Source organism: Oryzobacter faecalis (genome assembly GCF_046764005.1).
In the GTDB taxonomy this organism is placed as follows: Bacteria; Actinomycetota; Actinomycetes; order Actinomycetales; family Dermatophilaceae; genus Oryzobacter; species Oryzobacter faecalis.
On sequence record NZ_JBKOFW010000005.1, the window covers coordinates 170,470 to 196,133 of the forward strand.

Here is a 25,664-nt window from a genome sequence, read left to right on the forward strand (position 1 = left end):
CGCTGACCGCTGACCGCTGACCGCGCGGCGCCGGCGGGGCGGCCGGGAGGACGGAGCCGGAAAGCTGCTTGTGAGTGAGTGCTCACTCACTTATCATCGTCCGGGTGACCCCCCGAGCGCCCGCGATGAGCCCCGACGACCGGCGCGCCGCGATCGTCGACATCGCCATCCCCCTCCTGCGCGAGCACGGCCCCGCGCTGACGACGCGGCAGGTCGCAGAGGCCGCCGGCATCGCCGAGGGCACCGTGTTCCGCGCCTTCGGCAGCAAGGACGAGCTGGTGAAGGCCTGTGCCACAGCGGTCTTCGACTCGACGCCGGCCGTGGCTCAGCTCCGCGGCATCGACCCGACCCTCACCCTCGACGAACGGCTCGCTGCCGGCGTCGCGGTGATGCAGCGCCACGTCGAGCGGATCGTCGGCCTCATCTCGGTCCTCCACCACGCGGGGGTCGCCCCGCCGATGGACCCCAAGCGGCGGGGCCGCCCGGCCGACCCGGCCGTCGACGCCGCCTTCGCCGACCTCATCGGCGAGGACGCCGACGCCCTGCGCAAGCCGGTCGAGGAGGTCGTCGCCCTGCTCCAGCTCCTCACGCTCTCGAGCGTGCACCCCTTGATGGCGACCCGTCGCCTCGACGCCGACGAGATCGTCGACGTCGTCCTCGACGGCACCCGGCGGAGGTCCTGATGCTGTCCTCGCTCGTCCGGACCCACCTGCGCCCCTACGGCACCCCGCTCGTGGTGCTCCTCGCGCTCCAGCTCGTCGGCACCCTCGCGTCGCTGTACCTGCCCAGCCTCAACGGCCGGATCATCGACGAGGGGGTCGCGGTCGGTGACACCGGGTTCATCCTCGGCGCCGGGACGGCGATGCTCGCGGTCTCCCTCGTCCAGATCCTCGCGACCGTGGGTGCCACCCGGATCGGCGCGCAGACGGCCGCCTCGCTGGGCCGCGACGTCCGCGCCGCGGTGTTCCGACGGGTCGGCGACTTCTCCGCCCAGGAGCTCTCCCGCTTCGGCGCCCCGACCCTCATCAGCCGCAGCACGAACGACGTCACCCAGGTGCAGCAGGTCGTCTACATGGCCCTCGCGATGATGGTGTCGGCCCCGATCATGATGGTCGGCGGCGTCGTCATGGCGCTGCGCGAGGACATCGGCCTGTCGTGGCTCGTCGCCGTGGCCGTGCCGGCGCTCGGCGTCGCGGTCGGTCTCGTGACGCGCCGGATGGTGCCCCACTTCCGCGCGATGCAGAAGGCCGTCGACTCGGTCAACCGCATCCTGCGCGAGCAGATCACCGGCGTCAGGGTCGTGCGGGCGTTCGTGCGCGAGGACGTCGAGCGCGAGCGCTTCGGTGCGGCGAACGACACCTACACCGCGACGGCCGTCGCCGTCGGTCGGCTGATGGCGCTCGCCTTCCCCCTCGTCATGGTGGTCTTCAACCTGTCGACCGTCGCCGTCCTGTGGTTCGGGGCCCTCCGCGTCGACAGCGGCGAGATGCAGGTGGGGGCGCTCACCGCGTTCATGAGCTACCTCATCCAGATCCTCATGTCGGTCATGATGGCGACCTTCATGGCGATGATGGTGCCGCGCGCCAGCGTCTCGGCCGGGCGCATCCGCGAGGTCCTCGACACCGAGCCGACCGTCCACGCCCCGGAGGCGTCCGTCCCGATCCCCGGCGGCCCGGTCGGCATCGAGCTCCGCAACGTCACCTTCGCGTATCCCGGTGCGGCAGAGCCGGTCCTGCGCGACGTCACCATCACGGCTCGCCCCGGCACGACGACCGCGGTCGTCGGGTCCACCGGTGCCGGCAAGACGACCCTGCTCGGCCTCGTGCCCCGCCTCCACGACGCGACGGGCGGGCAGGTCCTCGTCGGCGGGGTCGACGTCCGCGACGTCGACCCCGAGGACCTCTGGAGCCACCTCGGCCTCGTGCCGCAGCGGCCCTACCTGTTCACCGGCACCGTCGCGACCAACCTGCGCCACGGCGACCCCGACGCCACCGACGAGGAGCTGTGGGAGGCCCTGCGCATCGCCCAGGCCGAGGACTTCGTCCGGGCGATGCCGGACGGTCTCGATGCGTCGATCGCGCAGGGCGGCACCAACGTGAGCGGCGGGCAGCGCCAGCGCCTCGCCATCGCCCGGGCCCTCGTCAGCAGGGCCGACGTGTACCTCTTCGACGACGCGTTCAGCGCGCTCGACGTGGCCACCGACGCCCGACTGCGCGCCGCCCTGCGGCCGGTCACCCGGGAGGCCACCGTCGTCGTCGTCGCCCAGCGGGTGTCGAGCATCGTCCACGCCGACTCGATCGTCGTCCTCGAGGACGGGGTGGTCGTCGGCCAGGGCACGCACGACGAGCTGCTCGCCACCTGCCCCACCTACGTCGAGATCGTCGAGAGCCAGCAGGCGGGGGAGGAGGCGGCATGAGCGAGCTCGCGACCGCCGAGGAACGCGCCGCGAAGGAACGCCGGGGCCCGGCGTCGGCGCACCGGGGCGGACCGCCGCACGCCGCCATCGGGGTCCCCACGGACAGGTCCCAGGACTTCGTCGGCGGCGCCAAGCGGCTGCTCGCGCTGCTCCACCCGGAGCGCGTCGTCGTGTGGACCACCATCGGGCTCGCGGTCGGCAGCGTCGTCCTCAACGCCATCGGCCCGAAGCTCCTCGGCACCGCGACCGACCTCGTCTTCGCCGGCTTCTTCGGACGGCAGATCCCGGCCGGGGTCACCCAGGAGCAGGCCGCGCAGACCCTCCGGGCACGCGGCCAGGACCAGGTCGCCGACGTCCTGGCCGCGATGGACCACGTCGTCCCCGGGCAGGGCGTCGACTTCGCCGCCCTCGGGCGGGTGCTGCTCGTCGTCCTCGGGATCTACCTCGTCGCGGCCGCCCTGCAGCTCGTCCAGGGGCGCCTCCTCACCGGCGCCGTCAACCGGACCATCCGGCAGCTGCGCGCCGACGTTGAGGACAAGCTGCACCGACTGCCCCTGCCCTACTTCGACGGCCAGCCCCGCGGCGAGCTGCTGAGCCGGGTCACCAACGACATCGACAACGTCGCCCAGAGCCTGCAGCAGACGCTGAGCCAGCTCCTCACCTCGCTGCTCACCGTCGTCGCGATGGTCTCGATGATGGTGTGGATCTCGCCGCTGCTCGCGCTCATCGCCCTCGTGACGATCCCGGTCACCATGGTCGTCACCGCGGCCATCGGCAAGCGCAGCCAGAGGCACTTCGTCGAGCAGTGGAAGAGCACCGGCGAGGTCAACGCCGTCGTCGAGGAGACCTTCACCGGCCACGAGCTCGTCAAGGTCTTCGGCCGCCGCGCCGAGGCCGACGCCGCGTTCGACGAGAAGAACGACGCCCTCCACCACGCGAGCTTCCGCGCCGCGTTCATCAGCGGCGTCATCATGCCGACGATGATGTTCATCGGGAACCTCAACTACGTCGCCATCGCCGTCGTGGGCGGGCTCCGGGTGGCGAGCGGGACGATGAGCCTCGGAGACGTCCAGGCGTTCATCCAGTACTCGCGGCAGTTCACCCAGCCGCTCACCCAGGTCGCGTCGATGGCGAACCTCATGCAGAGCGGGGTGGCTTCCGCCGAGCGGGTGTTCGCGGTTCTCGACGCCGACGAGCAGCAGCCCGACACCGGTTCGCCGGTGCGGGTCGAGGACCCCCGCGGGCGGGTCGCCTTCGAGGGCATCACGTTCTCCTACCGCGAGGACGTCCCCCTCGTCGAGGACCTCGACCTCGTCGTCGAGCCCGGGCAGACGGTCGCCATCGTCGGGCCCACGGGCGCGGGCAAGACCACCCTCGTCAACCTCGTCCTGCGGTTCTACGAGCTGCGGGGCGGGCGGATCACCCTCGACGGCGTCGACATCACCGCGATGACCCGCAGCGACCTCCGCAGCCGGATCGGCATGGTCCTGCAGGACACGTGGCTGTTCGCCGGGACGATCCGCGACAACATCGCCTACGGCCGTCCCGGCGCCACCGAGGAGGAGGTCCTCGAGGCGGCCCGGGCGACCTTCGTCGACCGCTTCGTCCACTCCCTCCCCGACGGCTACGACACCGTGCTCGACGCCGAGGCGGGCAACATCAGCGCCGGGGAGCGCCAGCTCGTGACGATCGCGCGGGCCTTCCTCGCCCAGCCCTCGCTCCTCATCCTCGACGAGGCGACGAGCTCGGTCGACACCCGGACCGAGCTGCTCGTCCAGCACGCGATGTCCGCGCTGCGCTCGGACCGGACGAGCTTCGTCATCGCGCACCGCCTGTCGACGATCCGCGATGCCGACCTCATCCTCGTCATGGAGGACGGTCGCATCGTCGAACAGGGTTCGCACGCAGAGCTGCTCGCGGCAGGAGGCGCGTTCGCCGCGCTCTACGCCGCCCAGTTCCGGGGCGCGGTGGACCCCGACGACGAGACGGTGGGGGCCGGGGCGCCCGCCTGACACGGGCTCGGGGAGCCCCGAGGACCCGGTGGGCGCTCGGCGCGACCGGGCCGGACCCGTCCACTAGCGTGACGAGCGGTCGCCGGCACCGGTGACCTCCGCGACGGAGAGGTTGGTGGGCGCAGATGGTGGGTGTGGCGCAGGCCGCGACGGGGGTCGCGACAGCGGTGGGGACCGAGACCATCATCGACGCCGGACCCGTCGACTACCTCATCCTCGTCGTCTACTTCGCCTTCGTCCTCGGGATCGGCCTCCTCGCGAGGCGGTCGGTCTCCGACTCCATCGACTTCTTCCTCTCGGGCCGCTCGCTGCCGGCCTGGGTCACGGGCCTGGCCTTCATCTCGGCGAACCTCGGCGCCGTCGAGATCATGGGGATGAGCGCCAACGGGGCCGAGATCGGCATCGCCACCGTGCACTACTTCTGGGTCGGCGCGATCCCCGCGATGCTCTTCCTCGGCGTCGTGATGATGCCGTTCTACTACGGCAGCAGGGTGCGCTCGGTGCCGGAGTTCATGCTCCGGCGCTTCGGCAGGGAGGCCCACCTCGTCAACGCGATCTCCTTCGCGGTGGCCCAGCTCCTCATCGCCGGTGTCAACCTCTACCTGCTCGGCTCGATCGTCCACGCCCTGCTCGGCTGGCCGCTCTGGGTCGCGCTCATCGTCGCCGCCGTCATCGTCCTGTCCTACATCACCCTGGGTGGCCTGTCGGCGGCGATCTACAACGAGGTGCTGCAGTTCTTCGTCATCGTCGCCTCGCTGCTGCCCCTCGTGTGGCTCGGGCTCAACCGGGTCGGCGGCTGGAGCGGGCTCGAGGAGAAGATCACCGCGGCCGCGGCGGCCGCTCCGGACGGCGCCGAGATCCCACCCGCCGACCAGCAGCTGAACTCGTGGCCCGGCCAGGCGCTCGCCGGGTTCGAGTCGCCCTTCTGGTCGGTCGTCGGCATCGTCTTCGGCCTCGGCTTCGTCCTCTCCTTCGGCTACTGGACGACGAACTTCGTCGAGGTGCAGCGCGCGATGGCCTCGGACTCGATCGCCTCCGCGCGCAAGACGCCGATCATCGGCGCCTTCCCCAAGATGTTCGTCCCCTTCATCACGATCGTCCCGGGCATGATCGCGGCCGTCCTCGTGCCGGAGATCATCGAGCTGAAGAACGGTGGGTCACCACCGGGCGGGGCGTCCGGCAGCGGTGTCGCATACAACGACTCGCTGCTCTTCCTCATGCGCGACCTGCTCCCGAACGGCCTGCTCGGCCTCGCCATCACGGGCCTGCTGGCGGCGTTCATGGCCGGCATGGCGGCGAACATCTCGGCGTTCAACACCGTCTTCAGCTACGACCTGTGGGAGCGGTACATCCGCAAGGACCGCAGCGACGACTACTACCTGCGGATCGGGCGGCTCGCGACCGTGGGGGCCACCTTCATCGCGATCTTCACCGCGCTGCTGGCGAGCTCGTTCTCGAACATCATGGACTACCTCCAGACGCTGTTCGGGTTCTTCAACGCCCCCCTGTTCGCGACCTTCATCCTCGGCATGTTCTGGAAGCGGATGACGGCCGCCGCGGGCTGGACCGGCCTGGTCTCCGGCACCCTGTCAGCGGTCCTCGTGGCCTTCCTCAGCGAGGACGCCTTCGGGTCGGCGAGCCTGGGCGTCATCCCGCTCGGTGGCCAGGGCGCGGCGTTCGTCGCGGCGTCCACGGCCTTCGTCGTCGACATCGTCGTGTCCGTGGTGGTGTCGATGGTCACCCAGCCCAAGCCCGCGTCCGAGCTCGTCGGCCTCGTCTACAGCGAGACCCCGAAGGAGGACCGCACCGACCCGAACGAGCACACCTACCCGTGGTACCGGCGCACCGTCCCCCTGGCGGGCCTCGCGCTCGTCATGGTCACCGTCCTCAACATCATCTTCTGACGGCAGGAGCAGTCATGGCCGACACCAGGCACAGCGCCGGAGTCTTCGACATCCGCACCATCATCGGGCTGCTCCTCGCGATCTACGGCGTCATCCTCACCCTCATGGGCCTGTTCGCCGACCCCGAGACCGAGAAGACGGGCGGGACGAACGCCAACCTCCACGCGGGCCTCGTCCTCCTCGCCGTCGGGACCGGGTTCATCGCCTGGGCGCGGCTGCGGCCCATCAAGGTGCCCGACCACGTGGAGCCGGTCACCGACGACCCGACGCGACCGGCGCCGAAGAAGCGCCCGCGCGGCGGACACTGACCCGAGCCGGCGCGGTGGGCGAGACGCGGGTCGGCGACCTCCCGGCCTACCTCGCGCGCCCCGGCACCGGTGACGGGCCGTGGCCCGGGCTGGTCCTCGTGCACGAGGCGTTCGGCCTCGACGCGGTGATGCGCCGCGCGGCCGACCGGGCGGCCTCCATGGGTTTCCTCGTCCTCGCTCCCGACCTGATGGCGCGCGGCCGCCGGATCGTCTGTCTCGCAAGGACCTTCGCGGCGCTGCGGCGAGGGAGCGGCCAGGCGTTCGACGACATCGAGCGGGCGCGCGCCGTCCTCCTCGACGACCCCGGCTGCACCGGTCGGGTGGGGGTCATCGGGTTCTGCCTGGGTGGGTCGTTCGCGCTCGTCCTCGCCGGTCGGCCGGGGTGGGAGGCGGCGGCGGTCGGGTACGGCGACCTCCCGGCGGACCCGACCGCGCTCGACGGCGCGTGCCCGGTCGTGGCCAGCTACGGGGGGCGGGACCGCTGGACGCGGGGGACCGCGGCGCGCCTCGAGTCCGGGCTGGCCGCGCGCGGCATCCCCCACGATGTCCGCGAGTACCCGGCCGCAGGCCACTCGTTCCTCAACGACGCGGACAACGCGCCCTGGTACGCGGCCCCGGTCAGCCGCTTCGTCCTGCGGGCCGGGCCCGAGCCGGCGTCGGCGGAGGACGCCTGGGGACGCATCGGTCGCTTCCTCACCGAGCACCTCGCGGGCTGAGGGCCTACCAGCGGATGGCGCCCGTCACGTGCCAGCCGTCGAGGACGCCGCCCGGGTCGTCCACCGTGCCGCCACGGTTCCACAGCGCGAGGTAGAGGTCGCCCGGGATCCCGCGCAGGTGCGGTGTGCCCGGCGGGACCGCGTCGTCGGCCTCGAGCCGGCGGGTGCGGGCGCGCTCGGGCCCTGCGTCGACCAGCCAGCGGGGCCCGGTCGTCGCGGAGACGACGGTGACGGTGGGCGGGTCGGCCCGGGGGCCGCCCTTGCGACGCTGCCAGAACCCGACGAGCAGCTCGTCGACCCCGTCGAGGGCGAGGGCGTCGTCGAGCCACAGGTCGCCGGCCGTGGGCCGTCGTCCGGTGGCGGCCGACAGGGCGTCGATCGCGTGGACGGTCGTCTCGTGGCACTGCCGCCGGGCCCAGAACCGCCGCGGCGGCGGGGCGTCGACGAGGAAGGCCGGTGCCCGCAGGTCGTCGGGCGCCTCCTCGAGCGCCGCGACGAGGTCGGCAGCGCCCTCCTCGAGCCACGTGGCGGGGTCCGGGTGGGCCAGGCCCTCCGCCTCGAACCGCTCCTCACCGACCGCGCCGGGCTCGGCGCCGAGGACGAGCGCGGTCGCCCAGCGGTGCACCATCCCCTGGTGGGCGAGGAGGTCGCGGACGGTCCAGCCCGGGCAGGTCGGCACGGGGGCCTCGAGCCCCGCCGAGCGGGCGCCATCGGCCATCCGCCGCGCTCCGGCGGAGACGGCGGCGAGGTGGTCCTCGACGGTGGGGGACGTCATCCCCGCAGTGTCCCGCGCGGAGGGGTCCTGCATCGACGGTGCCTGCCGCTGGGCACCGGTGGTTCCGGCATCAGGCGGGAAGGCCGAGGCTCAGGAGAACTGCCAGGAACGCTTGCTCAGGCCGAACCAGAACCCGTCGATGACGCTGCGCACGGTGTCGGCCGAGAGGGTCCCGCTCTCCGAGGCGGCGCCGAGCGCCACGTAGAGCGGCGCCCAGTGCTCCGTGCGGGGGTGCGCCTCGCGGGCGGCCGGGGCCTTGGCGAGGAAGTCGAGGACGGCGTCGACGTCACCGGCGCCGACGGCCTCCGCGGCCCAGTGGTCGAACTCGGCCGACGGTGTGGGGGGCGCCGCGTCCGAGCCGGCGGACGGGTTGAACCAGCCGAGGTTGTGGGTCGTGAAGCCCGAGCCGACGATGAGCACGTCCTCGTCGCGCAGCGGGGCCAGCCGGCGGCCGAGCTCGAAGAGGCGCTGGGGGTCGAGGGTCGGCATCGACAGCTGGAGGACGGGCACGTCGGCCTCGGGGAACATCTCCTTGAGCGGGACGTAGGCGCCGTGGTCGAGGCCGCGGCTCGGGTCCTGGTGGAGCTGCTCGCCGGCGCCCGCGAGCAGCTGGGCCACCGAGCGGGCGAGGCCGGGTGCGCCCGGCGCGTCGTAGGTGACCTCGTAGTAGCGCTGAGGGAAGCCCCAGAAGTCGTAGAGGAGGGGGACGTCGCCCGAGGTCGCCGACACGGCGACGGGGGCGAGCTCCCAGTGCGCCGAGACCATGAGGACGGCCGCGGGCCTGGCCAGGTCCGAGCCCCAGGCGCCGAGCTCGGCCGTCCAGGTCGCGTCGTCGGCGAGCGGCGGCGCGCCGTGGCTGAGGTAGAGGACGGGCGGGCGCGGGCGCGCGACGCTCGGTGCGGCGGTCGTCATCGGGGCTCCTCGAGTAGCGTAGTTGAACATTCAACCACAGGAGCCGGAGAGATGTTCCCGCGGCGCGGCGGCCCTCCCATGGTGGCCCCGACACCGGGCCGCGTCGAGGACCGGGTTGCGCGGTTCGGCGTCCCTGGCGCTACCGTCGGGGCGTCCGCACGTCGGAGCAGCGACGAATCCGCTGCACGTGACCGGACGGAACGGGAACAGGTGCACCAGTGGCAGGACGCAAGCTCGTCATCGTCGAGTCGCCCGCGAAGGCGCGCACGATCGCCGGCTACCTCGGCAGCGAATGGGACGTCGAGGCCTCCGTCGGCCACATCCGCGACATCCCCACGCCGAGCGAGATGCCGGCCGAGATCAAGAAGGGCCCCTTCGGCAAGTTCGGCGTCAACGTCGACGCCGACTTCGAGCCCTACTACGTCGTCGACGCGGACAAGAAGAAGAAGGTCCGTGAGCTCAAGTCGCTCCTCAAGGACGCCGACGAGCTCTACCTCGCCACTGATGAGGACCGCGAGGGCGAGGCCATCGCCTGGCACCTGCTCGAGACGCTCCAGCCGAAGGTCCCCGTCAAGCGGATGGTCTTCCACGAGATCACCAAGGAGGCCATCCAGCGCGCCGCGAACACGACCCGCGACGTCGACGTGCGCCTCGTCGACGCGCAGGAGACCCGCCGCATCCTCGACCGCCTCTACGGCTACGAGGTCTCGCCGGTGCTGTGGCGCAAGGTCAAGGCCGGGCTGTCCGCCGGGCGCGTCCAGTCGGTCGCGACCCGCCTCGTCGTCGAGCGCGAGCGGCTGCGGATGGCGTTCCGCGCCGCGTCGTACTGGGACGTCGAGGCCGACGTCACCCCGGGCGCCGAGTCCGACCTGTTCACCGCCCGCCTCACCGGCGTCGACGGCTCGCGGGTCGCGACCGGCCGCGACTTCGCCGACGACGGCACCCTGAGGAACGCGAAGGCGACCCAGCTCGACGAGGTCGCGGCGCGCGGCATCGCCGAGGCCCTGCCGGCCTCGCAGGTGCGGGTCGCCGAGGTCAGCGAGAAGCCGTACACCCGCCGCCCGAGCGCGCCGTTCACGACGAGCACCCTGCAGCAGGAGGCCTCGCGCAAGCTGCGGCTCAACAGCCGCAACGCCATGCGCGTGGCCCAGCGCCTCTACGAGAACGGCTACATCACCTACATGCGCACCGACAGCACGACGCTGTCCGATGCCGCCCTGTCGGCCGCGCGCCAGCAGGCCCGGGAGATGTGGGGGGCCGAGTACGTCCCGGACGCCCCGCGCCGCTACGAGAAGAAGGTCAAGAACGCCCAGGAGGCCCACGAGGCCATCCGTCCCTCCGGCGACCGTTTCCGCACGCCGGCCCAGGTCGCCGGTGAGCTGCGCGGCGAGGAGTTCGCCCTCTACGAGCTGATCTGGAAGCGCACCATCGCCTCGCAGATGGCCGACGCCCGAGGCTCGACGGCCTCGGTCCGACTCGCGGCGACGCTGGGCGAGGGCGCGCCGGCCCGTGAGGTCGAGCTGTCGGCCAGCGGCACCGTCATCACCTTCAAGGGCTTCATCGCCGCCTACGAGGAGGGCCTGGACGAGGCGCGCCGCGGTGACGACGAGGAGCGCCGCCTGCCCCGGCTCGGCGAGGGCACGGTGCTGCGCACGACGCGCGCCGAGGCCCTCGGCCACGAGACGTCCCCGCCGGCGCGGTACACGGAGGCCACGCTCGTCAAGGCGATGGAGGAGATGGGGATCGGCCGCCCCTCCACGTACGCCTCGACGATCGGGACGATCCAGGACCGTGGGTACGTGTCGAACCGCGGCTCGGCGCTCGTGCCGTCGTGGCTCGCGTTCGCGGTCACCCGGCTCATGGAGGAGCACTTCTCCCGCCTGGTCGACTACGACTTCACCGCCACGATGGAGGAGGACCTCGACGCCATCGCCCGCGGCGACGAGGAGCGCGCCGCCTGGCTGCACCGCTTCTACTTCGGCGACGAGGCGTCCTCGGCCGAGGGGCTGCGCGACCTCGTCACCGACCTCGGTGAGATCGACGCCCGCGCCGTCTCGACCATCGACATCGGCGAGGGCATCGTCGTGCGCGTCGGTCGCTACGGGCCCTACGTCGAGGAGGTCGTGCCCGCGGGGGTCGACGCCGCGACCGGTGAGGTCACCGACGCCGCGGCCGCGGACTCCGCCTCCTCCCAGCCGCGCCGCGCCACCATCGGCGACGACATCGCCCCCGACGAGATGACGCCCGCCAGGGCGCGCGAGCTGCTGGACACCGCGGCCGACGACGGGCGCGTCCTCGGAACCGACCCCGGGACGGGCCACGAGATCATCGCCCGCGCCGGGCGCTACGGGCCCTACGTCACCGAGGTCCTGCCCGAGGACGACGCCCCGACCGCCGGCAAGGGCAAGAAGGCCGCGAAGGCCAAGCCGCGCACGGCCTCGCTCTTCACGGACATGGACCTCGCCACCATCGACCTCGAGACCGCCCTGCGCCTGCTCTCGCTGCCGCGCGTCGTCGGGGTCTCGACGGAGGAGGACGGGAGCGAGGTCGAGATCACGGCGCAGAACGGGCGCTACGGGCCGTACCTGAAGAAGGGGTCGGACTCGCGTTCGCTCGCCACCGAGCAGCAGCTCTTCGACATCACGCTCGAGGAGGCGCTCGCCATCTACGCGCAGCCCAAGCAGCGCGGCCGGGCCGCCGCCAAGCCGCCGCTGGCCGAGCTCGGCACCGACCCCGTGTCGGGCCGGCCGGTCGTCGTCAAGGACGGCCGCTTCGGCCCGTACGTCACCGACGGTGAGACCAACGCGACGCTGCGCAAGGACGACGACCCCGAGCAGATCACGCCCGAGCGCGGGTACGAGCTGCTCGCCGACAAGCGCGCCCGCGGTCCGGTGAAGAAGACCACCCGCAAGACGGCGAAGAAGGCCACGACCAAGAAGACCGCGACGAAGAAGACGGCCGCCAAGAAGACGGCGACGAGCAAGGCCGCAACCAGGAAGGCCTGACCGCCCGCCCGCCCTCCCGCCCGCCCGCCCCCGCGTGCTGCGGCGCGCGAACGTGGGTGAAAAGCGTCGGTGGGCCGACGTTCTTCACCCACGTTCCGCTGAGCGGGCGGGGTGAGGCGGTCCTCACAGGGCCCTGGTTGCCGGTGAGGGTTACCCGCGAGTAGGTTCGTCGGCATGGCACTCGACCCCCAGACCATCTCCGGGCTCAGCGGCCCGGAGTTCGTGGCCCTCGTCAAGGGCATGAGCGACACCCAGATCAAGGACGACCTCGGCGGGGCCGACCGGGGCGCCGTCCTCGACAAGGTCTTCGCCCGCTTCCCCGAGCAGTTCCGCGCCGACAAGGCCGGCGACCGCAGTGCCCGGATCGACTTCCGCCTCACCGGCGGCCCGGGCGACTCCGTCGACACCTACGCCGTCGTCGTCGAGAACGGCACCTGTTCGGTCGAGAAGGACCCCACGGCCGCCCCCGACCTCTCGCTCCAGCTCGGCCCGGTCGAGTTCCTCAAGCTCGTCACCGGCACGGGCAACCCCGCGATGATGTTCATGATGGGCAAGATCAAGGCCAAGGGCGACCTCGGCCTCGCGACGGCCCTGGCGACCTGGTTCGAGACCCCCAAGGCCTGACCCGGCTTCCCGGCTCGCCGGCGGCGGCCGCGCGAACAGGCTTGACCCTCACGCGACGTGAGGCCTCACGGTGATGACATGACCGCGACGAGCCAGCACACTGCGACGGTGGAGCTCACCGTCGGCCAGGTGGCCGGGACCTTCGGCGTCACGGTGCGCACGCTGCACCACTACGACGCCGTCGGTCTCGTCGTCCCGAGCGCGCGCACGCCCGCCGGGTACCGCCTGTACACCGGTGCCGACCTCACCCGGCTCGCCTCCGTCGTCACCTACCGCCGGCTCGGTCTGTCCCTCGACGAGGTGCAGGCCCTGCTCGACGGCGACGGGACCCCGGAGGAGCACCTGCGCCGGCAGCGCGACGCGGTCGTCACCCGGCTGGGCGAGCTCGAGGAGCTCGTCACGGCCATCGACCGAGCACTGGAGCGAGAGATGGAGCAGCGACCCGCCACGACCGAGGAGCTCAAGGAGCTCTTCGGCGACGGCTACACCGAGGAGTACCGGGCCGAGGCGCAGGAGCGCTGGGGCGACAGCGACGCGTGGACGCAGAGCGCCGCCCGCACGAAGCGCTACGCCAAGGCCGACTGGGAGCAGGTCAAGGCCGACCAGGAGGCCGCCGGCCGCCTGCTCGTCGAGGCGATGCAGTCGGGCGCCGCACCGGACTCGGAGCGGGCGATGGACGCCGCCGAGGCGAACCGGCGCGTCATCGAGAAGTGGTTCTACGACCTCGACCACGGCTTCCACCGCGGCCTCGCGGACATGTACGTCAGCGACCCACGGTTCACCACGACGTACGAGGACCAGGCGCCCGGGCTCGCGCGGTACGTCCATGACGCCATCCACGCGAACGCCGACCGCCACGAGAAGGCCTGAGCGACTCTCGACGCCGGCGCCTGGCATGTCGCGGGGCTGGCCTAGGCTCGCTGGCGTGACGCGACGCGACGGGCTGTTCATCGCCTTCGAGGGGGGCGACGGCGCGGGCAAGTCCACCCAGGTGCGGCTGCTCGCGCAGGCCCTGCGCGACCGCGGCCGGGAGGTCCTCGTCACCCGCCAGCCCGGCGGCACCGACCTGGGCGCCGCCATCCGCGACCTCGTCCTCCACGGCGAGCACGTGTCGCCGCGCGCCGAGGCGCTGCTCTTCGCCGCCGACAAGGCGCACCACGTCGACCTCGTCATCCGCCCGGCGCTCGAGGCCGGTGACGTGGTCCTCACCGACCGCTACACCGACTCCTCGGTCGCCTACCAGGGCGCCGGGCGCGACCTCGGGGCGGCCGAGGTCCACGACCTGCAGATGTGGGCCGTGGGCGGGCTCGTCCCCGACCTCACCGTCGTCGTCGACGTCACCGCCGAGGAGGGGCGCCGCCGCCGCGGCGACGTCCACGACCGGCTCGAGTCCGAGGCCGACGCCTACCACGACGCCGTCCGGCAGCACTTCCTCGCGATGGCGGCCGGCAACCCCGAGCGCTACCTCGTCCTCGACGGCACCGAGAGCCCCGAGCGCCTCCACGAGGCCGTCCTGGCCCGCCTCGTCGCCATGGGGGTGGTCGAGCCGTGAGCGTCTGGCGCGACGTCATCGGGCAGGAGGCCGCCGTCGCCACGCTCGAGCACGCGGTCCGCGAACCCGGCGCGATGACGCACGCGTGGCTGTTCACCGGCCCGCCGGGGTCGGGGCGCTCCGTCGCCGCGCGGGCGTTCGCCGCGGCGCTGCTCTGTCCCCGAGGCGGGTGCGGGGAGTGCCGCGAGTGCCGCACCGCCCTCGAGGGCACCCACGCCGACGTCGACGTCGTCGCCACCGAGGGCCTCTCCATCAAGGTCGAGCTGGCCCGCGACCTCGTCCAGCTCGCGGCGCGGCGTCCCTCCGTCGGCCGGTACCGCGTCATCGTCGTCGAGGACGCCGACCGCCTCACCGAGCGCGCCGCCGACGCCCTCCTCAAGGCCCTCGAGGAGCCGGCCCCCCGTACCGTCTGGATGCTGTGCGCGCCCTCGGTCGAGGACGTCATCATCACCATCCGCTCGCGCTCGCGGCACGTTCGGCTGCGCACCCCGTCGGTCGAGGCCGTCGCCGACCTCCTGACCCGCCGCGACGGCGTCGACCCCCCCATGGCGCTCTACGCCGCCCGTGCCGCCCAGTCCCACGTCGGGCTCGCCCGACGACTCGCGCGCGACGAGCACGCCCGCATCCGGCGCCACGACGTCATCACCCTCGCCACGAGGATCACCGGGGTCGGCGAGGCCGTGGGCGCGGCGCAGGACATCATGACGATCGCGCAGGAGGAGGCCGCCGCCGCCTCCGCCGACCGCGACGCCGCCGAGCGCACCCGACTCCTGGAGGTCCTCGGCGCCGACCCCACGTCCCGCACCCAGCCTCCGCACGTGCGCTCGCAGGTCAGCGCCCTCGAGAAGGAGCAGAAGGCACGGGCCACCCGGTTCACCCGCGACGTCGTCGACCGCGCCCTCGTCGACCTGCTGTCGGTCTACCGCGACGCGCTCGTCCTCAGCGCGCGCGCCGGCACCGCCCTGGTCAACGAGGACAGCCGCCAGGTCGTGCAGAAGGTGTCCGACCTCCTCGACCCCGTCGCGCTGCTGCGGGCGATGGACGCCATCGGCACGGCGCGCGAGCGGATCGACGCCAACGTCAACCCGCTCATCGCCCTCGAGGCCATGAGCCTCGAGCTGCGCCTTCCCCGCTGAGCCGGCAGCCGTCCCGCGTCCGGACGGTGAATGGAGCCGGATCGTGACCTGCCCCGCAGGTCACGCCCCCAGACGGCTCGCCTAGGGTGCGGCCCATGACCCGCCGCACCTCCGCCCTCGCCGGTGCGTCGGCCGCCGTCCTCGCCGTCCTCGCGGTGCTCTCGGGCTGCTCGCTCGTCGAGGACGCCACCGGGGGGGACCGGGGCCCCGCCGCCACCGTGACGCCGCAGGGACCCCCGCCCGGCTCGGAGTCGCTCGCCGCGTTCTACGGCCAGCGGCTCGCGTGGAGCGACTGCGAGGGCGCCGAGTGCACGCGCCTGCGCGTCCCCGTCGACTACGACGCCCCGAACGGGGAGACGATCGAGCTGGCCGTGGTCCGGGTCCCCGCGAAGCGGCCGTCCTCGCGTCTCGGGTCCCTCGTCGTCAACCCCGGCGGGCCGGGCGGTTCCGGGGTCGACTACGCCCGGGGGGCCGACTTCATCGTCGGGGCCGGCGTCCGCCAGGCGTACGACATCGTGGGGTTCGACCCCCGCGGGGTGCAGCGCTCGGCGCCCATCGACTGCGTCAGCGACCGCGACCTCGACGCCTTCCTCGGCGGCGACCCGACCCCCGACGACGCCGCCGAGCAGCAGCAGCTCGCCGCCGCGGCCCGCTCCTTCGCCCAGGGCTGCGGCCGCTCGGGCGCCCTCGTCGGGCACGTCTCCACGGTCGAGGTCGCCAAGGACATGGACGTCCTCCGTGCCGCGCTCGGCGAGGAGAAGCTCACCTTCCTCGGCAAGTCCTACGGCACCTTCCTCGGCACGACCTACGCCGACCTGTTCCCCGCCCAGGTGGGACGGATGGTCCTCGACGGCGTCATCGCCCCGGACCTCACGGCCGCCGAGGTCAACCTCGGGCAGGCCCAGGGCTTCGAGCAGGCCACCCGCGCGTGGGCCGCCTACTGCGTCGAGGAGGGCGACTGCCCGTTCGGCCGGTCGGTCGACCGGGTCATGGAGGGCCTGCGCACCTTCCTCGCCAGCGTCGACGAGAACCCGCTGCCCCGCACCGGCGACGGCGCCGTCCCGCGCCTCACCGAGGGGTGGGCGACCCTCGGCATCGCCGCCGCCATGTACGACCAGGGCAAGTGGCAGAGCCTCGTCGACGCGCTCCGCCAGGGCCTCGACGGCGATGGCACGGCGCTGATGCAGCTCGCCAACCAGTACGCCGACCGCAACCCGGGCGGCCAGTACGCCGGCAACATCATGGAGGCCATCTACGCCGTCAACTGCCTCGACAAGCCCGAGGACGCCGACCTCGCCGAGCGCCGGCGCCTCGCCGACGAGGCCGTGGAGACCGCACCGACGTGGGGCCGGTTCCTCATGTGGAGCACCCTCCCCTGCGGCACGTGGCCCACGCCGGCCACCGGCGAGCCGAGGACGGTCAGCGCGGAGGGGGCCGCGCCCATCGTCCTCATCGGCACGACACGCGACCCCGCGACGCCCTACCAGTGGGCGGTCCGGCTGCGCGAGCAGCTCGCGTCGGCGTCGCTCATCACCTTCGACGGCGACGGCCACACCGCCTACACCCGGTCGAACTCCTGTGTCGACGAGGCGGTCGACGCCTACTACCTCGAGGGGACCCAGCCCCGCGACGGCCTGCGCTGCTGAGCCGTCGGCGCGCTCGACCCCGGTTTGCGCCGCGACCCCGGTCGGCTCGTATACTCGTCCGGCGCGCCCGAGCCCGCTCGGGAGCACGCCGCCTTAGCTCAGTCGGCCAGAGCGATTCACTCGTAATGAATAGGTCAAGGGTTCGATTCCCTTAGGCGGCTCCAGCGTGCCGAGGGCCCCCACCACGGTGGGGGCCCTCGGCGTGTCGAAGCCTTTCCGACCGGGTGGGTGACGGGGTGAGGATGGGGGCGTGACGCAGCGACCCGTCCCCCAGCGGCCCGGACCCGGGCAGGAGTCCGTGTGGGACTACCCGAGGCCGCCGCGCGTCGAGCCATCCCCGGAGGCCGTGGAGGTGTGGCTCGGCGGGGAGCGCGTCGCGTCCTCGCACCGCTGCCTGCGCGTCCTCGAGACGAGCCACCCGCCGACGTACTACGTGCCGGTGGAGGACGTCGCCCCGGGCGCGCTGCGGCCGGTCGCCGGCTCGACGTGGTGCGAGTTCAAGGGGGAGGCGGCGTACTTCGACCTCACCGGCGGCGGTGTCGTCGCGCCGCGGGCGGCGTGGACCTACCCGCGCCCGAGCCGCGGGTTCGAGCCGCTCGTGGGCCACGTCGCGGTCATGCCCGGGGCGGTCGACCGCTGCACCGTCGACGGCGAGGTCGTCCTCCCGCAGGCCGGCGGCTTCTACGGCGGGTGGATCACCGGCCGGGTCGTCGGCCCCTTCAAGGGAGAGCCCGGCACCCGGGGCTGGTGACCCGCTGGGACCTCAGGCGTCGGAGAGGGGCTTGTCCTTCGTCGCGAGCTCCCTGCGGGCCTTCTCGGCGGCCGCGTGGACCTCGTCGGGCGTGTGCTGCGTCGAGGACACCGGCCTGGCGTCGTGCTCGGGCATCCGCCACCGGGCCGTGCTCACGCCGGCCTCCTTCGCCCGCTCGATGGCCTCGGTGACGCAGCGCTCGGCGTCCTCGCGGCCCGCCCAGTGCGCGCCCTCGACCGACTTGCCGGGCTCGAGGTCCTTGTAGGTCTCGAAGAAGTGCTGGATCTCGAGGCGGTCGAACTCGCTGATGTCGTCGAGCTCGGTGACGCCGAAGCGGCGCGGGTCGCCCGCGGGCACGCAGAGGATCTTGTCGTCGCCGCCGGCCTCGTCGCGCATGTGGAACATCCCGATGGGACGCGCCCTCACGAGGCACCCGGGGAAGGTCGGCTCGTCGAGGAGGACGAGGGCGTCGAGGGGGTCGCCGTCCTCGCCGAGGGTGTCCTCGACGTACCCGTAGTCCGACGGGTAGGCCATCGAGGTGAAGAGGAGGCGGTCGAGGCGGATCCGACCGGTCTCGTGGTCGACCTCGTACTTGTTGCGGTGTCCCTTGGGGATCTCGATGGTGACGTCGAACTCCACGACGTGGGTCTCCTCTGGTCGTTTCTCGGGTGCGGCGGCGCTGACCTAGGCTCGAAGGGACAGTCTGGCGCATGGGGCCTCCAGCCGACGAAGGGAGCGCGGGTGAGACGGGTCATGGCCGCCTGCGCGACCGTCGTCCTCGCCCTCGCCGGGTACGCCACCGCCGACGTCCTCGACGTCGCCCCCGGCATCCTCACCCGCGACGCACCGGTCCCGGTCCCCACCCCGACCGTGTCGGGGACCCCCGCGCCGGTCGTCCTCCCGCGTGCGGATCCCGCGGCCGGCGACGTCCTCACCGCCAGCGGGGTCGGGGCGCCCCTGCCGACCGACGCCGGCCTGGCCGCCGCGGTCGCCGCCGCCTCCTCCGACCCCGCTCTGGAGGGCGGCCTGGGCATCAGCGTCCGCGACGGCGTCACCGGCGACGAGCTGTACGCCCTCGACGCCGACCGGCCCCGGGTCCCGGCCTCGACCGCCAAGCTCCTCGCCGCGCTCGCCGTCGCCGACGGACTCGACCTCTCCGACCGGATGACGACCCGCGTCGTCGCCGAGGAGGGCTCGGCCGACCTCGTCCTCGTCGCGTCCGGCGACACCCTGCTCGCGCCGGGAGCGGGTGACCCGGACGCCGTGGCCGGCCGGGCCGGGCTCGCCGACCTCGCGGCCCAGGTCGCCGACGCGCTCGCGGCCTCGGGCCGCACGACCGTGCGGCTGCGGCTCGACCTCTCCTACGCGCCCGGCCCCCGCATCCCGCCGACGTGGAACCCCAACGACGTCCGCGACGGGTTCACCCAGGCGGTCGTCATGACCGGGCTGTCGACCCAGCGGGCGCGCGCCGCCCGCCCGGCGCCGAAGGACCCCGAGGCCCGGGTCGCCGCGACGTTCGTCGACCGGCTCGCCGACCGCGGGGTCACGGCGACCCTCCTCCCGGCGAAGGGCTGGGCCGCCCCGGCGCCCGCAGCGGCGCAGCCCCTCGGGGCCGTCGAGTCGGCCACCTACGGCGAGCTGCTCGACCTCGCCCTCGACCTCAGCGACAACGCCCTCACCGAGAACCTGGTCCGCCAGGCGGCCGCCGCGAGCGGGGTCGACACCACCCCGGCGGGGACCGAGGCCGCGTTCATCCGGGCCCGGCTCGAGGCGAACGGGGTGCCGACGGACGGCCTGGTCCTCAAGGACGCGTCGGGCCTGAGCCCCGGGCAGGCGGTGAGCGCCGCCACGCTCTCGGGCGTGCTCAGGGTCGCGGTCAGCGGGGAGGTCCCCGAGCTGCGCTCGGCCGTCGCCGACCTCCCGGTCTCCGGCCTGTCGGGCACCTTGACCCGGCGGTTCGCCACCGACGCGACACGCGACGTCGTCGGGCTGCCGCGCGCCAAGACCGGCACCCTGAGGGCCGGGTCGTCGCTGGCGGGGACCACCGTGACCGCCGACGGCCGCCCGTTGACCTTCGCGGTCCTCGTCGACCGGTTCCCCCGCACCTACGGGGGAACGCAGCGGGCCCGGGCCGCGTTGGACCGGATCGTCGCCGCCATCACGAGGTGCGGCTGCCGCTGACCGCCGGTGAGCAGGGCCAGACAACGAGAGGCAGGACCACGTGGGGTACGTCGACTGGGAGTTCGCGAAGACGACGGGGCGCACTCTCGTGCCCGCCGGGCCGAGCGTGACGCCCGAGGAGGCGCGCGCGGAGGTCGAGGCGATCCGGTCCGCGGCCGTCACCGCGCGCACCCCGGTGGCCGAGACCGCCCGGATGCAGACCCCTCCCGAGGCGCCCGACGCCCTGGTGGTCGACCGCGCGACGTGGATCGCCGTCAACGCGGACTCGATGGGCGCCCTCCTCGACCCGACGTTCGACGCCATCGTCACCAAGCGGGGCCACGTCCCCGGCGCGGCGGCCCAGGCGCTCGGCGGCAAGGTCACCGGAGCCGAGGCCGGGGCGCTCCTCGCGTTCATGGCCTCGAAGGTCCTCGGCCAGTACGACATCGCGCCCGGCGGCACGCCCTCGCTCATGCTCGTCGCGCCGAACATCATGAGTGTCGCCGACGAGCTCGGCGTCGACCGCGACGACTTCCGCCAGTGGGTCTGCATGCACGAGGAGACCCACCGCGTGCAGTTCACCGCGACGCCGTGGCTGCGCGACCACGTCATCGACCAGGCCCGGTCCCTCGCCGAGGACCTCGCGCCCGACTCCGAGCGACTCCAGGAGCTCGCCGGCCGGCTCACCGAGAAGCTGCCGGAGGTGTTCCGCGAGGGGGGCACCGGCATCGCCGAGCTCGTCACCACCCCCGAGCAGCGTGAGCGGATGGCGGCCCTCACCGCCGTCATGTCGCTCCTCGAGGGCCACGCCGACGTCGTCATGGACGACGTCGGCCCGGCCCACGTCCCCACCGTCGAGCACATCCGCCGCCGCTTCACCGAGCGCCGTCGCGGTGCGGGCGCCGCCGACCGCCTGCTCCGCCGCCTGCTCGGCCTCGAGGCCAAGATGCGCCAGTACCGCGACGGCGCCGCGTTCGTGCGCGGGGCGCAGGAGGTCGTCGGGGTCGACGGGTTCAACGCCGTCTGGAGCTCGCCCGAGACGCTGCCGCTCGCCCGCGAGATCGAGGACCCCCGCAGCTGGGTCCGCCGCGTCCACGGGTGAGCGCTCGTCGCGTGTGCTCAGGTGGCTGCCCCGGCGACCACCTGAGCACACGCGCCCGGGACCTCTCGCCTCGTGTGCTCAGGTGGCTGCCCCGGCGACCGCCTCAGCACACGCGGCAGGGGGTGACGCGATGACGCGCGCCGAGGGAGGACGACCGCACCCCGCCGTGGCCGCCGTGCGCCTCGCCGTACGGGCCGCGCTCGCCGACCTCGACCTCGCCGACCGGGTCCTCGTCGCGTGCAGCGGCGGTGCCGACTCCCTCGCGCTCGCCGAGGGGGCTGCCCACGCCGCGCGGGAGGACGGACGGAGCGTGGCGGCGGTCGTCGTCGACCACCGGCTCCAGGACGGCTCAGCCGAGGTCGCGCGGACCGCGGCCGAGACCCTGCGCGGGCTCGGCATCACGGAGGTCGAGGTCGTCGCCGTCACCGTGGCCGAGCGGGGCGAGGGTCCCGAGGCCGCGGCGCGCACCGCCCGCTACGCCGCCCTCGACGACACCGCCGACCGGCTCGGTGCCTCGGTCGTCCTCCTAGGGCACACCCGGGACGACCAGGCCGAGCAGGTCCTCCTCGGCCTCGTCCGCGGGTCCGGGGCCCGGTCGCTGGCGGGGATGCCGGCAGCGCGGGGCCGGTACCGGCGACCCCTCCTCGGGGTCTCGCGGGAGCAGACGCGCGCCGCGTGCACCGCCGAGGGGATCGTGTTCTGGGACGACCCGACGAACGAGGACGCCGCCCTCACCCGGGTGCGGGCCCGGCGGGCGCTCGCCGACCTCGAGCGCGACCTCGGACCGGGAGTCGCGGCCGCGCTCGCCCGCACGGCCGACCTGCTCCGCGAGGACGCCGACCACCTCGACGGACAGGCCGACGACGCGCTGGCCGCCCTCGGTGCGGGCCCCTGGGACGTCGATGCCCTCGCGGCCCTGCCGCGTCCGGTCCGCACGCGGGTCTGGCGGCGGCTCCTCGTCGCGGCGGGAGCGCCCGCGGGCCAGCTGTCGGGTCGGCACGCCGAGGCGTGCGACCGCCTCCTCACCCACTGGCGCGGGCAGGGCCCGGTCCACGTGCCGGGCGACCTCCGCGTCGGCCGGTTCGACGGTCGGGTCCACATCGGCCCGGCCGCTCCGGTTGAATAGGGAACGCCCGAGCCCCGGCGGCGCACAGGCGCCGGCCGACCACCCCCACACCCAGGAGCCGCAGTGGACGCCGCCCACATGGGAGCCGACCTCGAACGAGTCCTCGTCACCGAGGAGGAGATCCAGGCCAAGCTCGCCGAGCTCGCCGACCTCATCGCGGCCGAGTACGAGGGCAAGGACCTCCTCCTCGTCGGCGTCCTCAAGGGTGCGGTCATGGTCATGGCCGACCTCATGCGGGCCCTGCCGATGAGCACCCCCGTCGACTGGATGGCGGTCTCGTCCTACGGCTCGGGCACGAAGAGCAGCGGTGTCGTGCGCATCCTCAAGGACCTCGACGCCGACATCAGCGGCCGACACGTCCTCATCGTCGAGGACATCGTCGACTCGGGGCTGACCCTGTCGTGGATCCGGTCCAACCTCGAGTCGCGCAACCCGGCGTCCGTGGAGATCTGCACCCTGCTGCGCAAGCCCGACGCGGCCAAGGTCGAGGTCGACGTCAAGTGGGTCGGCTTCGACATCCCCAACGAGTTCGTCGTCGGCTACGGCCTCGACTTCGCCGAGGCGTACCGCGGGCTGCGGGTCGTCGGCACCCTCGCCCCCCACGTCTACAGCTGATCCCGGGCCGCGGGCCCGTCGAAACCGCGTGACCACGCGGAACACGGCGTCCGTGGGGGTCGTTGCTAGCGTGTACCCGCCCCTCCGGCGTCCCCGCCGGGCGGCCCGACCGACCCTCGAGCAGGAGGACCGGAGCCCCGGCTCCGTACCCACATGGACTTCAAGCGCATCTTCCGGACCCCGATCTTCTGGGTCCTCGTCGTCGTCGTGGTGATGCTGACGGTCTTCTCGTTCGACGGCAACGGCGGCTACGCCACGGTGACGACGGCCCAGGCCGAGAAGCTCATCGCGGAGAAGAAGGTCGCCAAGGTCGAGATGACGACCGACAACGTCATCAGCCTCGACCTGAAGTCCGGCGAGAGCTTCACCGACGAGTCGACCGAGGTCCGCAACGCCACGAAGGTCCGCGCCGAGTACGTCGACGCCCGCGCCGAGGGGCTCATCGCGGCGATCAAGGCCAACGTCCCCGACGGGTACAACGACAAGCGCGAGGGCGAGAGCGCCTTCTGGACGATCTTCATCAGCTTCTTCCCCGTCCTGCTCCTCGTCGGGCTCTTCTGGTTCCTCATGAGCCAGGCGCAGGGCGGCGGCTCGCGCGTCATGCAGTTCGGCAAGTCGCGGGCCAAGCTCGCCTCCAAGGACACCCCCAAGGTCACCTTCGCCGACGTCGCCGGTGCCGACGAGGCGGTCGAGGAGCTCCACGAGATCGTCGAGTTCCTCCGCGAGCCGGCCAAGTTCCTGGCGGTCGGCGCCAAGATCCCCAAGGGCGTCCTCCTCTACGGCCAGCCCGGTACCGGCAAGACGCTCCTCGCCCGCGCGGTCGCCGGCGAGGCGGGCGTGCCGTTCTACTCGATCTCCGGTTCCGACTTCGTCGAGATGTTCGTCGGTGTCGGCGCCTCCCGCGTCCGCGACCTGTTCGAGCAGGCCAAGGCCAACGCCCCGGCCATCGTCTTCGTCGACGAGATCGACGCCGTCGGCCGTCACCGCGGCGCCGGCCTCGGCGGTGGCCACGACGAGCGCGAGCAGACCCTCAACCAGCTGCTCGTCGAGATGGACGGCTTCGACGTCAAGACCAACGTCATCCTCATCGCGGCCACGAACCGGCCCGACATCCTCGACCCGGCGCTGCTGCGCCCGGGCCGCTTCGACCGCCAGATCGCCGTCGAGAACCCCGACATGATCGGGCGCCACCGCATCCTCGAGGTCCACGCCCAGGGCAAGCCGATGGCGGCCGGCGTCGACCTCCTCGCGGTCGCCCGCCGCACCCCGGGCTTCACCGGCGCCGACCTCGCGAACGTCCTCAACGAGGCCGCGCTCCTGACCGCGCGCAGCGACAAGAAGCTCATCGACGACGAGGTCCTCGACGAGGCCATCGACCGCGTCATCGCCGGCCCGCAGAAGCGCACCCGCATCATGTCGGCCAAGGAGCGCAAGATCACCGCCTACCACGAGGGCGGTCACGCGCTCGTCGCGTCGGCGATGAACCACCTCGACCCCGTGACGAAGGTGACGATCCTGCCGCGCGGGCGGGCCCTGGGCTACACGATGGTCATGCCCACCGACGACAAGTACTCGACGACCCGCAACGAGATCCTCGACCAGCTCGCCTACGCCCTCGGTGGCCGCGTCGCGGAGGAGATCATCTTCCACGACCCCACCACCGGGGCCGCGAACGACATCGAGAAGGCCACCGCGATGGCCCGCAAGATGGTCACCGAGTACGGCATGAGCGAGCGGGTCGGCGCCATCAAGCTCGGCCAGAGCCAGGGCGAGCCGTTCCTCGGCCGCGACATGGGCCACCAGCGCGACTACTCCGAGGCCGTCGCCGCGGTCGTCGACGAGGAGGTCCGCAAGCTCGTCGACGACGCGCACGACGAGGCCTGGCACGCGGTCAACGACAACCGCGACATCCTCGACAAGCTCGTCCTCGAGCTCCTCGAGCGCGAGACCCTCAACGCCGCCGAGCTCGCGGAGGTGTTCAAGGACATCCGCAAGCGGCCGGTCCGCCCGACCTGGCTGTCGAGCGAGCACCGCACGATCTCGCACCTGCCGCCGGTGAACACCCCGGCGGAGGAGGCCGCGCTCGCCAGCCGCAACGGCTCGGGTGCACCGGCCGGGGCCCGCGTCACCGAGGGCGACCCGGACACCGAGGCCGCCATCGACGAGGCCGCCGCCGAGGGTGCCGACCCGAACCCGCAGGAGCACCCGCCGACCCAGGTCGTCGAGGTCCCGGAGGGTGGTCGTGTCGAGCCGTGAGGTGGACGCGGCCGGCGCGACCGACGCCGCCCCTGCCGATGACGACGCGCGCCCGGTGACGGCCGCCGAGCGGCCCCCGGTCGACCTCGCCCGGGCCGAGGCCGCCGTGCGCGAGTTCCTCGCCGCGATCGGCGAGGACCCCGAGCGCGAGGGCCTGGTCGACACGCCGCGCCGCGTAGCGAAGGCGGCGAGCGAGCTCTACGCGGGCCTGTGGCAGGACCCGTCCGAGGTGCTGTCGAAGACCTTCTCGATCGACCACGAGGAGCTCATCATCGTCCGGGACATCCCGATGTACTCGACGTGCGAGCACCACCTGCTGCCCTTCCACGGCGTCGCGCACATCGGCTACATCCCGGCCGCGGACGGGCGGGTCACCGGGCTGTCGAAGCTCGGCCGGCTCGTCGAGGTCTTCGCCCGTCGTCCCCAGGTGCAGGAGCAGATCACGACCCAGGTCGCCGACGCCCTCGTCGACCAGCTCGGCGTGCAGGGCGTCATCGTCGTCATCGAGGCCGAGCACCTGTGCATGTCGATGCGCGGGGTCCAGAAGCCGGGCTCGCGCACCATCACGTCGGCGGTCCGCGGTCAGCTGCGCGACCCCGCCACCCGGGCCGAGGCGATGTCGCTGCTCCTCGGCGGGAAGCGGTGAGC

General features: G+C 73.2%; 22 protein-coding genes and 1 tRNA gene. 20 read left to right on the forward strand and 3 right to left on the reverse strand.

What is annotated here, in order from left to right; translation table 11 throughout:
• Positions 1-104: 104 nt before the first annotated feature.
• From ACK8HX_RS11495 to ACK8HX_RS11520, 6 genes are all read left to right on the forward strand, one after another.
• A complete protein-coding gene (locus ACK8HX_RS11495; RefSeq protein WP_411940836.1) occupies positions 105-683 on the forward strand; it encodes a TetR/AcrR family transcriptional regulator in 579 nt (192 codons plus the stop codon).
• On the forward strand, positions 683-2,416 hold the full coding sequence (locus tag ACK8HX_RS11500) for an ABC transporter ATP-binding protein (RefSeq protein WP_411940837.1): 1,734 nt from the start codon (positions 683-685) through the stop codon (positions 2,414-2,416). The genes ACK8HX_RS11495 and ACK8HX_RS11500 overlap by 1 nt, the downstream gene beginning before the upstream one ends.
• Positions 2,413-4,428: an ABC transporter ATP-binding protein gene (locus tag ACK8HX_RS11505; protein ID WP_411940838.1), complete on the forward strand. Its 2,016-nt coding sequence runs from the start codon at positions 2,413-2,415 to the stop codon at positions 4,426-4,428. Before ACK8HX_RS11500 ends, ACK8HX_RS11505 begins: the two co-directional genes overlap by 4 nt.
• A 125-nt stretch (positions 4,429-4,553) precedes the next feature.
• On the forward strand, positions 4,554-6,332 hold the full coding sequence (locus ACK8HX_RS11510) for a sodium:solute symporter family protein (RefSeq protein WP_411940839.1): 1,779 nt from the start codon (positions 4,554-4,556) through the stop codon (positions 6,330-6,332).
• A gap of 14 nt (positions 6,333-6,346) precedes the next feature.
• On the forward strand, positions 6,347-6,640 hold the full coding sequence (locus ACK8HX_RS11515) for a hypothetical protein (RefSeq protein WP_411940840.1): 294 nt from the start codon (positions 6,347-6,349) through the stop codon (positions 6,638-6,640).
• Between the two features lie 14 nt (positions 6,641-6,654).
• The gene (locus ACK8HX_RS11520) at positions 6,655-7,356 is read left to right on the forward strand and encodes a dienelactone hydrolase family protein (RefSeq protein WP_411940841.1); all 702 of its coding nucleotides are present in this window, start codon (positions 6,655-6,657) and stop codon (positions 7,354-7,356) included.
• 4 nt (positions 7,357-7,360) lie between these two features.
• Here the strand turns inward: ACK8HX_RS11520 and ACK8HX_RS11525 are convergent, their stop codons facing one another.
• Both ACK8HX_RS11525 and ACK8HX_RS11530 read right to left on the reverse strand, forming a co-directional pair.
• Positions 7,361-8,131, reverse strand: coding sequence for a maleylpyruvate isomerase family mycothiol-dependent enzyme (locus tag ACK8HX_RS11525; protein ID WP_411940842.1), 771 nt, complete (start codon positions 8,129-8,131; stop codon positions 7,361-7,363).
• A 90-nt stretch (positions 8,132-8,221) separates the two neighbouring features.
• Complete coding sequence (locus ACK8HX_RS11530) at positions 8,222-9,043, reverse strand: dioxygenase family protein (RefSeq protein ID WP_411940843.1); 822 nt, start codon at positions 9,041-9,043, stop codon at positions 8,222-8,224.
• Between the two features lie 218 nt (positions 9,044-9,261).
• Here ACK8HX_RS11530 and topA point away from each other — a divergent pair, with 218 nt between their 5' ends.
• The 8 genes from topA (at position 9,262) to ACK8HX_RS11570 (ending at position 17,757) form a co-directional block, all read left to right on the forward strand.
• Positions 9,262-12,048 carry a type I DNA topoisomerase gene (topA, locus tag ACK8HX_RS11535; RefSeq protein WP_411940844.1) on the forward strand — a complete coding sequence of 929 codons (2,787 nt, stop codon included), beginning with the start codon at positions 9,262-9,264 and terminating at the stop codon, positions 12,046-12,048.
• Positions 12,049-12,222: 174 nt separating this feature from the next.
• A complete protein-coding gene (locus ACK8HX_RS11540; RefSeq protein WP_411940845.1) occupies positions 12,223-12,672 on the forward strand; it encodes an SCP2 sterol-binding domain-containing protein in 450 nt (149 codons plus the stop codon).
• A 78-nt stretch (positions 12,673-12,750) separates the two neighbouring features.
• Positions 12,751-13,542, forward strand: a complete 792-nt coding sequence (locus tag ACK8HX_RS11545; protein WP_411940846.1) for a MerR family transcriptional regulator — start codon at positions 12,751-12,753, stop codon at positions 13,540-13,542.
• A gap of 25 nt (positions 13,543-13,567) precedes the next feature.
• Positions 13,568-14,224, forward strand: coding sequence for a dTMP kinase (gene tmk, locus ACK8HX_RS11550; protein WP_411940847.1), 657 nt, complete (start codon positions 13,568-13,570; stop codon positions 14,222-14,224).
• Positions 14,221-15,360, forward strand: a complete 1,140-nt coding sequence (locus ACK8HX_RS11555) for a DNA polymerase III subunit delta' (protein ID WP_411940848.1) — start codon at positions 14,221-14,223, stop codon at positions 15,358-15,360. Before tmk ends, ACK8HX_RS11555 begins: the two co-directional genes overlap by 4 nt.
• A gap of 95 nt (positions 15,361-15,455) precedes the next feature.
• Positions 15,456-17,006 carry an alpha/beta hydrolase gene (locus ACK8HX_RS11560; RefSeq protein ID WP_411940849.1) on the forward strand — a complete coding sequence of 517 codons (1,551 nt, stop codon included), beginning with the start codon at positions 15,456-15,458 and terminating at the stop codon, positions 17,004-17,006.
• 87 nt (positions 17,007-17,093) lie between these two features.
• Positions 17,094-17,170 (forward strand) — tRNA-Thr (locus ACK8HX_RS11565).
• Between the two features lie 86 nt (positions 17,171-17,256).
• A complete protein-coding gene (locus ACK8HX_RS11570; protein ID WP_411940850.1) occupies positions 17,257-17,757 on the forward strand; it encodes a DUF427 domain-containing protein in 501 nt (166 codons plus the stop codon).
• Between the two features lie 12 nt (positions 17,758-17,769).
• Here the strand turns inward: ACK8HX_RS11570 and ACK8HX_RS11575 are convergent, their stop codons facing one another.
• Positions 17,770-18,396, reverse strand: a complete 627-nt coding sequence (locus ACK8HX_RS11575; RefSeq protein ID WP_411940851.1) for an inorganic diphosphatase — start codon at positions 18,394-18,396, stop codon at positions 17,770-17,772.
• A gap of 102 nt (positions 18,397-18,498) precedes the next feature.
• On the opposite strand from ACK8HX_RS11575, the gene ACK8HX_RS11580 reads away from it, so the two are divergent.
• The 6 genes from ACK8HX_RS11580 (at position 18,499) to folE (ending at position 25,662) form a co-directional block, all read left to right on the forward strand.
• Entirely contained in the window at positions 18,499-19,938 is a 1,440-nt protein-coding gene (locus ACK8HX_RS11580) for a D-alanyl-D-alanine carboxypeptidase (protein ID WP_411940852.1), read from the forward strand.
• 40 nt (positions 19,939-19,978) lie between these two features.
• The gene (locus ACK8HX_RS11585; protein WP_411940853.1) at positions 19,979-21,019 is read left to right on the forward strand and encodes a zinc-dependent metalloprotease; all 1,041 of its coding nucleotides are present in this window, start codon (positions 19,979-19,981) and stop codon (positions 21,017-21,019) included.
• 130 nt (positions 21,020-21,149) lie between these two features.
• Positions 21,150-22,145, forward strand: coding sequence for a tRNA lysidine(34) synthetase TilS (gene tilS / locus ACK8HX_RS11590; RefSeq protein ID WP_411940854.1), 996 nt, complete (start codon positions 21,150-21,152; stop codon positions 22,143-22,145).
• 63 nt (positions 22,146-22,208) lie between these two features.
• Positions 22,209-22,760, forward strand: coding sequence for a hypoxanthine phosphoribosyltransferase (gene hpt, locus ACK8HX_RS11595; protein ID WP_459349934.1), 552 nt, complete (start codon positions 22,209-22,211; stop codon positions 22,758-22,760).
• A gap of 153 nt (positions 22,761-22,913) precedes the next feature.
• A complete protein-coding gene (ftsH, locus tag ACK8HX_RS11600; protein WP_411940855.1) occupies positions 22,914-25,016 on the forward strand; it encodes an ATP-dependent zinc metalloprotease FtsH in 2,103 nt (700 codons plus the stop codon).
• On the forward strand, positions 25,003-25,662 hold the full coding sequence (folE, locus tag ACK8HX_RS11605; protein WP_411940856.1) for a GTP cyclohydrolase I FolE: 660 nt from the start codon (positions 25,003-25,005) through the stop codon (positions 25,660-25,662). Before ftsH ends, folE begins: the two co-directional genes overlap by 14 nt.
• Positions 25,663-25,664: the final 2 nt, after the last annotated feature.